This window comes from Streptomyces monashensis (assembly GCF_001866665.1).
Taxonomy (GTDB): Bacteria; Actinomycetota; Actinomycetes; order Streptomycetales; family Streptomycetaceae; genus Streptomyces; species Streptomyces monashensis.
Map to the genome: position 1 here is coordinate 1 of NZ_MLYO01000135.1, position 12,875 is coordinate 12,875.

The following is a 12,875-nucleotide window of genomic DNA, read 5'->3' on the forward strand; positions in this document are numbered from 1 at the left end:
GCACACCCCCCACGACCCCGCCCTCCACTCCACCGAGCACTCCGCCGTCCACCCCTCCGCCCAGCCCGAGCCCCACACCGACGCCCCCGGCCTCGCCGTCACCGCCCCCGACCCCGTCCGGCAGCGGCACACCGAGGCCGTCGGGCAGCTGAGGGGAGCGGCGGTGGGGTTTACGGGGCCGGGTCGGCCGGGTGGGGTGCGACCAGCGGCAACTGCGACGCCAGCCGCGCTTCGCACAGCTCGACGAGACGGTCGTACCCCGCCTTGCCCATCAGCTCGGTCAGCTCGGGCCGGTAGGACACGTACACCGGGTCGCCCGCGCCGTGCGCCGACGTCGCCGAGGTGCACCACCAGTGCAGGTCGTGGCCGCCCGGACCCCAGCCCCGGCGGTCGTACTCGCCGATGGACACCTGGAGCACGCGCGTGTCGTCGGGCCGGTCGATCCAGTCGTACGTCCGCCGGATCGGCAGCTGCCAGCACACGTCCGGCTTGGTCTCCAGCGGCTCCCGGCCCTCCTTCAGCGCCAGGATGTGCAGCGAGCAGCCCGCGCCGCCCGCGAACCCGGGCCGGTTCTGGAAGATGCACGAGCCCTGGTACGGCCGGGTCTGCCGGGACCCCTCCTCGTCCTTCGACACCCAGCCGTTCCGCGTGCCCTCGGCGTGGTGCTGCCAGATGTCCGGAGTGAGCCGCGCCACATGCCCGGCGACCCGCTTCTCGTCGTCCTCGTCGGAGAAGTGCGCGCCCAGCGAGCAGCACCCGTCGTCCGCGCGGCCCGCCTGGATGCCCTGGCAGCCGCTGCCGAAGATGCAGTTCCAGCGAGAGGTCAGCCATGTCAGATCACAGCGGAAGACCTGCTCGTCGTCCGCCGGGTCAGGAAACTCCACCCACGCGCGCGCGAAGTCGAGCCCCTTCTCGTCGCTCGCCTTCGCGGCCTGACCGGACTTCTTGGACTTCTTCGACATGGACGACGCCTTCGCCTGCGCAGACTCCCCGTCCTTCGATCCCTTGGAGGATTTGGGGTCCTTCGCCTTTTTCGTCTTTGGCACATGACCAGGGTAAGTGGCCCGGGCCCGCTGCGGGGACCGTGGACCGCGGATCTGGCAGTAGCGTTCCGTATATGAGACTCGGTGTCCTGGACGTGGGTTCGAACACGGTGCATCTGCTGGTGGTGGACGCCCACCCCGGCGCCCGCCCGCTGCCCGCGCATTCGCACAAGGCCGACCTTCGGCTCGCCCAACTCCTCGACGACAGCGGTGCCATCGGCGACGACGGCATCCACCGGCTCGTCGCCGTCGTACAGGACGCCCTCCAGGCCGCCGAGGACAAGGGCGTCGAGGACCTGCTGCCGTTCGCGACCTCCGCCGTCCGCGAGGCGGTCAACGCCGATGACGTCCTCACGCGCGTGGAGGCCGAGACCGGCGTACGGCTCCAGGTCCTCAGCGGCGCCGAGGAGGCCCGCCTCACCTTCCTCGCCGTACGCCGCTGGTTCGGCTGGTCGGCCGGGAAGCTGCTGGTGCTGGACATCGGCGGGGGCTCCCTGGAGATCGCCTACGGCATAGACGAGGAGCCGGACGCCGCCGTCTCCCTGCCGCTCGGCGCCGGCCGGCTCACCGCGGGCTGGCTGCCCGGCGACCCGCCCGCCGCCGAGGACATCCGCGCCCTGCGCCGCCATGTGCGCACGGAGATCGCCCGCTCGGTCGGCGAATTCAGCCGCCTCGGCGTCCCCGACCACGTGGTCGCCACCTCCAAGACCTTCAAGCAGCTCGCCCGTATCGCCGGTGCCGCCCGCAGCGCCGAGGGCCTCTACGTCCAGCGCGAGCTCAAGCGCGAGTCCCTGGAGGCCTGGGTCCCCCGGCTGGCCTCCATGACCGCGGAACAGCGCGGCGAACTGCCGGGAGTCTCGGAGGGCCGCGCCGGCCAGCTGCTGGCGGGCGCCCTGGTGGCCGAGGGCGCGATGGATCTCTTCGGGGTGGAGAGCCTGGAGGTCTGTCCGTGGGCCCTGCGGGAGGGCGTGATCCTGCGGCGCCTGGATCACATGGGGTCGGCATAGCGCGCCCCGAAGGAGCGCGGGGCTGTCTCGACATGCGGCTCCGCCGCGTGGACGCGACTTACCACGACGAACCCGCACCCGCCCGAATGGCAAACCTCACACCGGCGAACAGGCACCCGGCACCCTCAAGGTCGCACCCCGTAAGGTGACGGACGTGGCCGAACCAAGGGACGTCCCCGTCGCACTGTCGACTGCCTCCGTCTACCCGGAGTCCACGGCGACGGCCTTCGAGATCGCCGCGCGCCTCGGGTACGACGGTGTCGAGGTCATGGTGTGGACCGACCCGGTCAGCCAGGACATCGAGGCGCTGCGCCGCCTGTCGGACTACCACGGCATCCCGGTCCTTGCCGTCCACGCCCCCTGTCTGCTGATCACCCAGCGGGTCTGGTCGACGGACCCCTGGGTCAAGCTCCAGCGGGCCCGGTCGGCCGCCGAGAAGCTGGGTGCCTCCACCGTCGTCGTCCACCCGCCCTTCCGCTGGCAGCGGCAGTACGCGCGCGACTTCGTCGACGGGATCTGGCGGATGGCGGACGAGACGGACGTACGGTTCGCGGTCGAGAACATGTACCCGTGGCGCTACCGCGACCGCGAGATGCTCGCGTACGCCCCCGACTGGGACGTCACCCAGCACGACTACCGGCACTTCACGGTCGACCTCAGCCACACGGCGACGGCCCGCACCGACGCGCTGGAGATGATCGGCCGCATGGGCGACCGGCTCGGCCATGTCCACCTGGCCGACGGCAAGGGCTCCGCCAAGGACGAGCACCTGGTGCCCGGCCGCGGCACCCAGCCCTGCGCCGAGCTGCTGGAACACCTGGTCCTGTCCGGTTTCGACGGCCATGTCGTGATCGAGGTCAACACCCGGCGCGCGATGTCCGGCGCCGAGCGCGAGGCCGATCTCGCCGAGGCCCTGGCCTTCACCCGCAAACACCTGGCCGCGGCGGTACGGGTGCCCCGGCGATGAGCGAGAAGCGGCCCCCAGCCGGGTCCCCGGCCGAGCCCCCCACCGGACCCTCCGCCGAGCCTCCCACCGGATCCTCGGCGGCGGACGAAGCGCCCGCCCGCCGACGGGGCCGGCCCCCGCGCACGGAATCCGCCGGCACCCGCGACCGCATTCTCGGCGCGGCCCGCGAGGAGTTCTCCGAGCGCGGCTACGAGAAGACCTCGGTCCGCGGCATCGCCAAGGCGGCCGGCGTCGACTCCGCGCTGGTCCACCACTACTTCGGCACCAAGGAGCAGGTCTTCGAGGCGGCCGTCGCCGTCGCCTTCGCGCCCGCGCTGAACGCCCCCGAGGCGGTGGCCGCCGGCTCCCTGGACGGGATGGGGGAGCGGCTGACCCGGTTCGTCTTCGGCGTGTGGGAGAACCCCACGTCCCGTACCCCGCTGCTGGCCATCCTCCGCTCGGCCGTCAACAACGACACCGCGGCCGCCGTGTTCCGCCGCCTGATCGCCGCCCAGCTGATGCGCCGGATCGCCGTCCAGGTGGACCTGCCGGACCGGGAACTGCGCGCCGAGCTGGCCGCCGCGCAGCTGGTGGGCGTGGCGATGATGCGCTACGTGATCAAGCTGGAGCCGCTGGCGTCGGCGGACCTGGAGCAGATCGTCGCCCGCGTCGCCCCCGTCGTGCAGCACCACCTCACGGACCGGTGAGATCCACCGGCGGGTGAAACGCGCGTCCCGTATCGCGGACAACGGTGTCCAGCCCTTGGAGCGTCGGCGTAGGCTCGTAGACAGCCAGAACTCTCTGGACACTCTCTGGACGCAGAACCAGAAGGTCACCGAAGGAGCGAGCGACGATGCCCGAGCTGAGGTCCCGCACAGTCACCCACGGCCGCAACATGGCGGGCGCCCGCGCCCTGATGCGCGCCTCCGGTGTACCCGGTGCGGACATCGGCCGGAAGCCGATCATCGCGGTCGCGAACTCCTTCACCGAGTTCGTGCCGGGCCACACCCACCTCCAGCCGGTCGGCCGGATCGTCAGCGAGGCGATCACGCAGGCGGGCGGCATCCCGCGCGAGTTCAACACCATCGCCGTGGACGACGGCATCGCGATGGGCCACGGCGGCATGCTGTACTCCCTGCCCTCCCGGGACCTGATCGCGGACTCGGTGGAGTACATGGTGGAGGCCCACTGCGCCGACGCCCTGGTCTGCATCTCCAACTGCGACAAGATCACCCCGGGCATGCTGATGGCCGCCCTGCGCCTCAACATCCCGACCGTCTTCGTCTCCGGCGGCCCGATGGAGTCCGGCCGGGCCACCCTGGTCGACGGCACGGTGCGCACGCTCGACCTGGTCGACGCGATCTCCGACGCCGTCAACGACAGGATCTCCGACGAGGACATCCTCCGGATCGAGGAGAACGCCTGCCCGACCTGCGGCAGCTGTTCCGGCATGTTCACCGCCAACTCGATGAACTGCCTGACCGAGGCCATCGGCCTCTCCCTCCCGGGCAACGGCTCGGTCCTCGCCACCCACACCGCCCGCCGCCGGCTCTACGAGGACGCGGCGCGCACGGTCATGGACCTCACCCGCCGCTACTACGAGCAGGACGACGACTCCGTCCTCCCCCTCAACATCGCCACCTTCCAGGCCTTCGAGAACGCCATGGCCCTGGACATCGCGATGGGCGGCTCCACCAACACGATCCTGCACCTGCTGGCCGCCGCCCAGGAGGCGGGCGTCCCCTTCGGCCTGGAGCAGATCGACGCCGTCTCGCGCCGGGTGCCGTGCCTGGCCAAGGTGGCTCCCAACGTCGCGAAGAACCGCACGTACTACATGGAGGACGTGCACCGCGCCGGCGGCATCCCCGCCCTGCTCGGCGAACTGCACCGCGCGGGCCTGCTCAACGAGGACGTGCACGCGGTCCACAGCCCGTCCCTGGGCGACTGGCTGAAGACCTGGGACGTCCGCGGCGGCTCGCCCTCCCCGGAGGCGGTCGACCTGTGGCACGCGGCCCCGGGCTGCGTCCGCTCCGCCGAGGCCTTCTCCCAGTCCGAGCGCTGGGAGGCCCTGGACGACGACGCCGAGGGCGGCTGCATCCGCTCCGCCGCGCACGCGTACTCCAAGGACGGCGGCCTCGCGGTCCTCAAGGGCAACCTCGCGGTCGACGGCTGCGTGGTGAAGACGGCCGGTGTGGACGAGTCTATCTGGACCTTCGAGGGCCCGGCGGTCGTCTGCGAGTCCCAGGAGGAGGCCGTCCAGCGCATCCTCACCCAGGAGGTCAAGGACGGCGACGTCGTCGTCATCCGCTACGAGGGCCCCAAGGGCGGCCCCGGCATGCAGGAGATGCTCTACCCGACCTCGTACCTGAAGGGCCGCGGCCTCGGCAAGACCTGCGCCCTGATCACCGACGGCCGCTTCTCCGGCGGCACTTCGGGCCTGTCGATCGGCCACGCCTCCCCGGAGGCGGCCTCCGGGGGCACCATCGCCCTGGTCCAGGACGGCGACCGCATCCGCATCGACATCCCGAACCGCACCATCGAGCTGCTGGTCGACGAGGCCGAACTGGCCCGCCGCGAGCAGGCGCTGAACGGCGCCTACGCCCCCAGGAACCGCGACCGCAAGGTCTCCGCGGCCCTGCGCGCCTACGCCGCCATGGCGACCAGCGCGGACCGGGGCGCGGTGCGCGACGTGACCAAGCTGGGCTGAGCCGGCGCAAGAAGGCCGAGCCTGCGTACCGCGAAAGCCGGACCCGCGTACGAAGAAGGGGCCGCCCCCGGTGGGGGCGGCCCCTTCGCGTCGCCGCCGCGGCTCACCACCCGGCCGGATCGCGCGCGGCCACCCCGAACACGGTTCCGTCGGGGGCACCGGCGTAGACGTGACCGTCGACGACCAGAGGCGCCGGCAGGTCCGCGGTGACCACGCCCGCGTCGGTGCCGAGCCGCGCCGGAGTCTGCCCGACGAGGCGTCCCCCGCGCGCGTCGACGGCCAGCAGGCGCCCGTCGGCCGCGGTGAAGTAGACATGCGCTCCGTCGGCGACGGGGACCGAACCGCGGCTGACGGACGTCTCCAGATTCCACAGCGGCTTGCCGGCGGTCAGGTCGACGGCCTCCAGCGAGCCGCCCGCGGACAGCAGATACACCGTGTCGCCGTGCGCGGTGGCCTGTGGTGACAGGCGCGGGACCGGCAGCGCCACGCGGCGCGACGCCTTCGAGGCCGGGGTGTAGCGGACCACGGCGTTCGCGGCCAGGGACTGGTCGGCGGACAGGAAGAACAGGGACCCGCCCTGGCTGCCCACGGGGTTCAGCACCCCGCCGAGCGACGCCTCCCAGCGCACCGCGCCCGTGTCCGGATCCACGGCGGCCACATGCGTGTGTGCCCCGTCCTGGGACGAGGTGACCGCGTAGGCCAGCGGATCCCCGGCGAACGAGGCGAGGGAGGGCGTGCTGTAGCCGGGCAGGCGCCGGTGCCACTTCGTCCGGCCCGACCTGCCGTCCACACCGGTGACCGTGCCGTCGGCCCCCGTGATCAGCGCCGTACCGCCGGCGTGTCGGACCACCGCCCCGTCCGGCAGCGGCCGCTTCCACACCTCGTCACCCGAGCGCGGGTCGCGTGCGGTCAGCAGGGAGCCGCGGCCGGTGCAGAACTGCACGAGCGAGTCCGCCGCGACCGGCGGCCCGCACACGGGCCCGGCGGCGGTGGAACGGTGCCAGAGGAGCTTTCCGTCGGCCGCGGAGAGGGCGAAGGCGGCACCGGCGCGCGCGCAGAACACCTGCCCCGCCCCGTACGCACACTGCGGCATCCCCGTGGCCCCGGGCACAGGCCCGGTGTGCCACGAGCTGAACGCGGCCGCCTTGGTGTGCGGGCTCGTACCGGCCGGCGCGGAACCGCCGCCCCCGATCAGCCGGACCGAGGCCAGCCCGGCGGCCACGACGAGCGCGAGCGCCCCGGCGACCACGGCCACCCTCCGGCCGACCCGTCTCCCGACCGCCGGCGCGGGCCGCTCCCCGGCAGCGGACCGTTCCCCGGCAGGCGACCGCGGGTCCGGCGCCTCGTCGCCCGTACGCTGCGCCGGTATGAACGCCTGTGTGTCGTACGAGGCCGCCACCGACCGCAGTTCCCGCATCAGCTCGTCGGGCGTCGGCCGGTCCTCGGGCTCCTTGGCCAGACAGCGCAGCACCAGCGCGGCGATCCCCTCCGGCACCCCGGTCAGATCGGGCTCGTCGTGCACCACCTGGTAGGCGACGACGTACGGGCTGTCGGAGTCGAACGGCCCGCGCCCGGTGGCCGCGTGCACCAGCACCGACCCCAGCGCGAAGATGTCCGCCGCCGGGCCCACCTCCCGCGGCCGCCGGAACTGCTCGGGTGCCATGAAGGGCGGCGTACCGATCAACTTGCCGGTCTCGGTGCGCAGTTCACTGTCCTTCGGCCGGGAGATGCCGAAATCGATGACCTTGGGCCCGTCCTCGGCCAGCAGCACGTTGCTCGGCTTCAGATCCCGGTGCACGACACCGACCCGGTGGATGTCGCGCAGCGCCTCGGCGAGCCCGGCCATCAGCCGCCGCAACTGCGCCGCCGGCATCGGTCCGTTCTGCTTGACATGCTCGGAGAGCGTGGGACCGGGGATGAACAGGGTGGCCATCCACGGCCGTTCCGCCTCCGGATCGGCATCGACGACAGGCGCGGTGAAGGCACCGCTCACCCGCCGCGCCGCGGCCACCTCCTGCCGGAAGCGTCCCCTGAACTCCGGATCCCTGGCGAACTCGGCGTGTACGACCTTCACCGCGAGCTTCAACCCGGAGGTGCTGCGCGCCAGATGGACCACACCCATGCCACCGGACCCGAGGGAGGACTCCAGGCGGTAGTGACCGGCGTACTCGGGACGTTCCGCTTCCGCGCCGGCCCCCGTGTCTCTCCGTGGCGCCATGGGACCACCCCCGTGCTGTTCGACCGCGCGCGCGACGCACGGAGCCTAGTCGATGACTCGTGCGAGACAGAGGCGGCTTGCTAGCCTGCGCGCGCGAGTCGCGCACACCTGCGCCGCGGCTCGCACACGGGGATGACCGACGCCCATGGCGACCATGGGCTCAACGGGGAGGTTTCACATGGCTGTTGACCGTGCCGAGGAGATCGGGGCCGGTGCCGGGGGCGACGCGGTGGCGGCGGAGGCGGCCGTCCGCACGTATCCGGTCGCACCGGGCCTGCGCCTGAACGTCCGCAGCGGCCCGGGTACCGACTACGGAATCGTGCGCGTCCTGCCCGAGGGCGTCAGCGTCCCGATCTTCTGCCAGGCGCCGGGCACGAATGTCTCGGGCCCGTACGGCACGACGAACATCTGGGACAACATCGACAACGGCCAGTACGTCTCCGACGCCTACGTCCAGACCGGCAGCGACGGCTACATCGCCTCACGCTGCGGCTGAACGGGAGACCTCCGGGCGGTACGGACGACGAACACCCGGAACGACCCGACCGACCTCGACAAGGCAGCGACGGCCGCGCAGCGCCCCGCTGCGGCCGCCCTCACCGGAGCCCGCCCCCACCCGGCGCCGCACCCGTTCGCCATAATCGTTCCTGTGAGCGACGAAACCGGCACCCCGGACACCCCGGCGGGCTCCTCGGGCGGTACGGCAGCCGACGGCGGCGGCCCCCGCCCCGAGCCCCTGCGCTTCTTCGGCACCTCCTGGGTGAACCACGACGACGGTTACGCGGCCCGCCGCGCCGGGGTCGCCGCCGGCTCCCTCGCCGCGGCCGTCGCCTCCTGCCTGGTGCTCCGCTTCGCCTACGACGGCATCCGGATCGCCGACACCGGCGCCTTCGTGACCGTGCTGATCATCGCCATGTTCGCGATCTGCAGCGCGCTCGCCTTCCGCAACACCTGGGAGGGCTTCGGCAAGCGGCACGACCCGCAACGCCAGGCCTCCCTGCGCGGCCTGCTCGCCATCGGCTTCGTCGGCTCCCTCCTCGCCTACTTCTTCCGCTCCCTCACCGAGGCCCCCGGCGAGAAGCTCCACCGCGAGGAGTACGACACGGCCCGCGAGGCCCACGCCCGCCGCACGGCCCGCCGCACCGGCAATCCGTCGAGGAAGAAGCGCCGCAAGTAGATCCCCCGGGCGCGGGGCCGCGCCGGGGCGCTTGCCACGGGCAGTCCTCCCGGACCGGATGTCGACGCCCGCCTCCCGGCACCCGCACGTGTCCCCGGGCCCCTGCGTCCTCTCCGGACCGGATGTCGCACCCGACCCCCTGGCTCGAATACCCCCTGCACCCGCCCCTCGCGTCGACCACCATGGCCGTATGACCACGACGCCCTCGCCCCGGACCCCGCCCTCGCACGCCCTCCGCGCTCACTCCTTCAACGCCGCGGCCGCCCAGTACGCCGCGCACCGCCCCTCCTATCCGCCCGCCCTCTTCGACGCCGTCGAGGAACTGGCCGGCCGGTCGCTCACCGGCGCCACGGTCGTGGACGTCGGTGCCGGCACCGGCATCTCCACCGCCCTCCTGCACGACCGCGGCGCCGACGTCCTCGCGGTCGAGCCGGGCGAGGGCATGGCCGCCGAGTTCCGCCGCAGGCTGCCGCACATCCCGATCGTGCGCGGCAACGGCAACGCCCTCCCCGTCGCCGGCGCCCACGCCGACTTCGTCACCTACGCCCAGGCCTGGCACTGGACGGACACCGCCCGGTCGGTGCCGGAGGTCCTGCGCGTACTGCGGCCGGGCGGCGCGCTGGCGCTGTGGTGGAACACCGAGGCCCTGGACGTCGACTGGATCGGCGAGGCCGCCGACCGCAAGGGCCGCCTGCTCGGCGTGGACTTCGCCGCCAAGAAACGCCGCGCCCAGGGAAACACCGACCTGGCCGACCCCAGCGGGCGCCTCGACTTCGTCCGCGAAGAGGTCCGCTGGAGCCGCCGCGTCCCGATCGACACGCACGTCGCCAACGTCGGCAGCCACTCGGACTTCCTGGTGATGCCCGAGGACCGCAGGGCCGCCTTCCTGGAGGAGGAGCGCGCCCATCTGCTGGAGGTCTTCCCGGACGGGATCGTCGAGGAGACGTACGACGTCCTTCTCCTCATCGCCCTCGCTCCCATCCCCACCCCCTGACTCCACGCCCCTTGACTCCACGGCCCGCCCGGCCCAATTATTCATCGCATGATGAATAACGCGGTCCGGGCCGACGACCTCACTGTCGTCCGCGGCCGGCGCACCGTCCTGCACCACCTCGGCTTCACCGTCCCGCCCGGCCGGATCACGGGCCTCCTCGGCCCCTCCGGCTGCGGCAAATCCACCCTCATGCGCGCCATCGTCGGCACCCAGGCCGGGGTCACCGGCACCCTGGACGTCCTCGGCCACGCGGCAGGCCACCCCGCCCTGCGCAGCCGCGTCGGCTACGTCACCCAGGCCCCCTCCGTCTACGACGACCTGACCGTCCGGCAGAACCTGGAGTACTTCGCCGCGATCCTCGACCCCGGCCGGGCCGCCGCCGAACGGCGCCACGAACACGTCACCCAAGCCATCACCGACGTCGACCTCGGCAGCCACGCCGACGCGCTCGCCGGCACCCTCTCCGGCGGCCAGCGCGGCCGGGTCTCCCTCGCCGTCGCCCTGCTCGGCGCCCCCGAACTCCTCGTCCTCGACGAACCGACCGTCGGCCTCGACCCGGTCCTCCGCCGGGACCTGTGGCACCTCTTCCACCAACTCGCCGCCACCCGCGGCACCACCCTCCTCGTCTCCTCCCACGTCATGGACGAGGCCGAGCGCTGCCACCGCCTGCTGCTCATGCGGGAGGGCGAGATCCTCGCCGCCGACACCCCCGGCGCCCTGCGCACCCGCACCGGCACGGACACCGTCGAAGCGGCCTTCCTCCGCCTCGTGGACGAAGCCGCCGCAGCGTCACGCACCCAGGAGCCGACCCGATGAGCCAGACGAGCCCGATGGACCCGACGAGCCCGATGAGTACGACCGCCCCGACCGCCCCCGTCACCTCCGCGGCCCCCACCGGCGCGCTCAACGCCTCCCGCACCACCGCCACCGCGGCCCGGGTCCTGCGCCAGCTCCGCCACGACCCGCGCACGATCGCGCTGATGATTTTCGTCCCCTGTCTGATGCTGGTCCTGCTGCGCTACGTCTTCGACGCGAGCCCCCGCACCTTCGACGACATCGGCGCCTCCCTGCTCGGCATCTTCCCGCTGATCACGATGTTCCTGGTCACGTCCATCGCCACCCTGCGCGAACGCACCTCCGGCACCCTCGAACGCCTCCTCGCCATGCCCCTGGGCAAGGCCGACCTCATCGCCGGCTACGCCCTCGCCTTCGGCGCCCTCGCGGTCGTCCAGTCGGCCCTGGCCACCGGCCTCGCGGAATGGTTCCTCGGCCTGGACGTGACGGGCTCGCCCTGGCTCCTCCTCCTGGTGGCCCTCCTCGACGCCCTGCTCGGCACGGCCCTCGGCCTCTTCGTCTCGGCGTTCGCGGCCTCGGAGTTCCAGGCGGTCCAGTTCATGCCGGCGGTGATCTTCCCCCAGCTCCTCCTCTGCGGCCTGTTCACACCCCGCTCCGACATGCACCCCGCCCTGACGGCCGTCTCCGACGCCCTCCCCATGTCCTACGCCGTCGACGCCATGAACCAGGTCCTCCACCACACCGACATGACGACCACCTTCGTGCGGGACGTCCTGATCGTCGCGGGCTGCGCACTCCTGGTCCTGGCCCTGGGGGCGGCGACACTGCGCCGACGGACGGCGTGAACCCGCTGTTCCGCCCACCGGACGGCCGCCCCACCCCCCACCCCCCGGTGCCAGACTGGCCCCCATGAGCCAGAAAGTCGCAGTCCTCGGCACCGGCAAGATCGGTGAAGCCCTGCTCAGCGGAATGATCCGGGCCGGCTGGGCCCCCACCGACCTCCTGGTCACGGCCCGCCGCCCGGAGCGCGCCGAGGAACTCCGCGCCCGCTACGGAGTCAACGCGGTCACCAACACCGAGGCCGCCAAGACCGCCGACACCCTGATCCTCACGGTCAAACCCCAGGACATGGGCACCCTCCTGGACGAACTGGCCCCGCACGTCCCCGCCGACCGCCTGATCATCAGCGGCGCCGCCGGCATCCCGACCTCCTTCTTCGAGGAGCGCCTGGCCGCGGGCACGCCGGTCGTGCGCGTCATGACCAACACCCCCGCCCTCGTCGACGAGGCCATGTCGGTCATCTCCCCGGGCAGCCACGCCACCTCCGCCCATCTCGCCACGGCCGAGGAGATCTTCGGCGCCGTCGGCAAGACGCTCCAGGTCCCCGAGTCCCAGCAGGACGCCTGCACGGCCCTGTCCGGCTCGGGTCCGGCGTACTTCTTCTATCTGGTCGAGGCCATGACCGACGCCGGCATCCTGCTCGGCCTGCCCCGCGACAAGGCCCACGACCTCATCGTCCAGTCCGCGATCGGCGCCGCCGTGATGCTCCGCGACAGCGGCGAACACCCGGTCAAGCTCCGCGAGAACGTCACCTCCCCGGCGGGTACGACCATCAACGCCATTCGCGAGCTGGAGAACCACGGCGTCCGCGCCGCCCTCATCGCCGCCCTCGAAGCCGCCCGCGACCGCAGCCGCGAACTCGCCTCCGGCAAGAAGGACTGAACCTCACGGCAGCGAGTTGACACGCCCCACCTCGATCCGTAGTGTTCTCCGAGTTGTCCGACGTGAGCGCCGATCTAGGTCGGTCCCCGGACAGCCATTCCGCAAGTCCCAGCCACTCATCGTCGCTTCGGCGCCGACTGTTTTGGCGTGCGCATTTGCGAAATGAGGAATCCGCGTTCGAAAGGACAAGGCCCCCGATTAGCTCGGGGGCAGGGAATCCGCTAAAGTCTCACTCGTCGGAACGGCCCAGCGGGCCGGGAAGACAA

General features: G+C 72.4%; 12 protein-coding genes. 10 read left to right on the forward strand and 2 right to left on the reverse strand.

The window, feature by feature from the left end; translation table 11 throughout:
* Positions 1–170: 170 nt before the first annotated feature.
* Entirely contained in the window at positions 171–1,046 is an 876-nt protein-coding gene (locus tag BIV23_RS44420) for a DUF3109 family protein (protein ID WP_107471451.1), read from the reverse strand.
* 71 nt (positions 1,047–1,117) lie between these two features.
* On the opposite strand from BIV23_RS44420, the gene BIV23_RS44425 reads away from it, so the two are divergent.
* From BIV23_RS44425 to ilvD, 4 genes are all read left to right on the forward strand, one after another.
* Entirely contained in the window at positions 1,118–2,050 is a 933-nt protein-coding gene (locus BIV23_RS44425; RefSeq protein ID WP_071386690.1) for a Ppx/GppA family phosphatase, read from the forward strand.
* A gap of 154 nt (positions 2,051–2,204) precedes the next feature.
* Positions 2,205–3,017, forward strand: coding sequence for a sugar phosphate isomerase/epimerase family protein (locus BIV23_RS44430; RefSeq protein ID WP_071377895.1), 813 nt, complete (start codon positions 2,205–2,207; stop codon positions 3,015–3,017).
* The gene (locus tag BIV23_RS44435) at positions 3,014–3,703 is read left to right on the forward strand and encodes a TetR/AcrR family transcriptional regulator (protein WP_071386691.1); all 690 of its coding nucleotides are present in this window, start codon (positions 3,014–3,016) and stop codon (positions 3,701–3,703) included. Before BIV23_RS44430 ends, BIV23_RS44435 begins: the two co-directional genes overlap by 4 nt.
* Before the next feature lie 146 nt (positions 3,704–3,849).
* Positions 3,850–5,703: a dihydroxy-acid dehydratase gene (ilvD, locus tag BIV23_RS44440; protein ID WP_071386692.1), complete on the forward strand. Its 1,854-nt coding sequence runs from the start codon at positions 3,850–3,852 to the stop codon at positions 5,701–5,703.
* Positions 5,704–5,806: 103 nt separating this feature from the next.
* On the opposite strand, the gene BIV23_RS44445 is transcribed toward ilvD, so the two are convergent.
* The gene (locus tag BIV23_RS44445) at positions 5,807–7,921 is read right to left on the reverse strand and encodes a protein kinase domain-containing protein (RefSeq protein ID WP_071386693.1); all 2,115 of its coding nucleotides are present in this window, start codon (positions 7,919–7,921) and stop codon (positions 5,807–5,809) included.
* 178 nt (positions 7,922–8,099) lie between these two features.
* On the opposite strand from BIV23_RS44445, the gene BIV23_RS44450 reads away from it, so the two are divergent.
* The 6 genes from BIV23_RS44450 to proC all read left to right on the forward strand — a co-directional run bounded on the left by BIV23_RS44450 (position 8,100) and on the right by proC (position 12,609).
* Positions 8,100–8,417, forward strand: coding sequence for an SH3 domain-containing protein (locus BIV23_RS44450; protein WP_071386694.1), 318 nt, complete (start codon positions 8,100–8,102; stop codon positions 8,415–8,417).
* 153 nt (positions 8,418–8,570) lie between these two features.
* On the forward strand, positions 8,571–9,098 hold the full coding sequence (locus BIV23_RS44455; protein WP_071386695.1) for a hypothetical protein: 528 nt from the start codon (positions 8,571–8,573) through the stop codon (positions 9,096–9,098).
* Positions 9,099–9,288: 190 nt separating this feature from the next.
* On the forward strand, positions 9,289–10,092 hold the full coding sequence (locus BIV23_RS44460; protein ID WP_071386696.1) for a class I SAM-dependent methyltransferase: 804 nt from the start codon (positions 9,289–9,291) through the stop codon (positions 10,090–10,092).
* A 48-nt stretch (positions 10,093–10,140) separates the two neighbouring features.
* Positions 10,141–10,908: an ABC transporter ATP-binding protein gene (locus BIV23_RS44465; RefSeq protein ID WP_071386697.1), complete on the forward strand. Its 768-nt coding sequence runs from the start codon at positions 10,141–10,143 to the stop codon at positions 10,906–10,908.
* Positions 10,909–10,940: 32 nt separating this feature from the next.
* Positions 10,941–11,732, forward strand: coding sequence for an ABC transporter permease (locus tag BIV23_RS44470; protein ID WP_071386699.1), 792 nt, complete (start codon positions 10,941–10,943; stop codon positions 11,730–11,732).
* Positions 11,733–11,796: 64 nt separating this feature from the next.
* Positions 11,797–12,609 (forward strand): pyrroline-5-carboxylate reductase, encoded by an 813-nt coding sequence (proC, locus tag BIV23_RS44475; RefSeq protein ID WP_071386698.1) that lies wholly within the window; start codon positions 11,797–11,799, stop codon positions 12,607–12,609.
* Positions 12,610–12,875 lie beyond the last annotated feature (266 nt).

Excerpts from the sequence above, each read along its gene's own strand:
- BIV23_RS44470 (WP_071386699.1), top strand. The coding sequence starts at position 10,941 with ATGAGTACGACCGCCCCGACCGCCCCCGTCACCTCCGCGGCCCCCACC.
- BIV23_RS44435 (WP_071386691.1), top strand. The coding sequence starts at position 3,014 with ATGAGCGAGAAGCGGCCCCCAGCCGGGTCCCCGGCCGAGCCCCCCACC.
- BIV23_RS44450 (WP_071386694.1), top strand. The coding sequence starts at position 8,100 with ATGGCTGTTGACCGTGCCGAGGAGATCGGGGCCGGTGCCGGGGGCGAC.
- ilvD (WP_071386692.1), top strand. The coding sequence starts at position 3,850 with ATGCCCGAGCTGAGGTCCCGCACAGTCACCCACGGCCGCAACATGGCG.
- proC (WP_071386698.1), top strand. The coding sequence starts at position 11,797 with ATGAGCCAGAAAGTCGCAGTCCTCGGCACCGGCAAGATCGGTGAAGCC.
- BIV23_RS44465 (WP_071386697.1), top strand. The coding sequence starts at position 10,141 with ATGATGAATAACGCGGTCCGGGCCGACGACCTCACTGTCGTCCGCGGC.
- BIV23_RS44445 (WP_071386693.1), bottom strand. The coding sequence starts at position 7,921 with ATGGCGCCACGGAGAGACACGGGGGCCGGCGCGGAAGCGGAACGTCCC.
- BIV23_RS44460 (WP_071386696.1), top strand. The coding sequence starts at position 9,289 with ATGACCACGACGCCCTCGCCCCGGACCCCGCCCTCGCACGCCCTCCGC.
- BIV23_RS44425 (WP_071386690.1), top strand. The coding sequence starts at position 1,118 with ATGAGACTCGGTGTCCTGGACGTGGGTTCGAACACGGTGCATCTGCTG.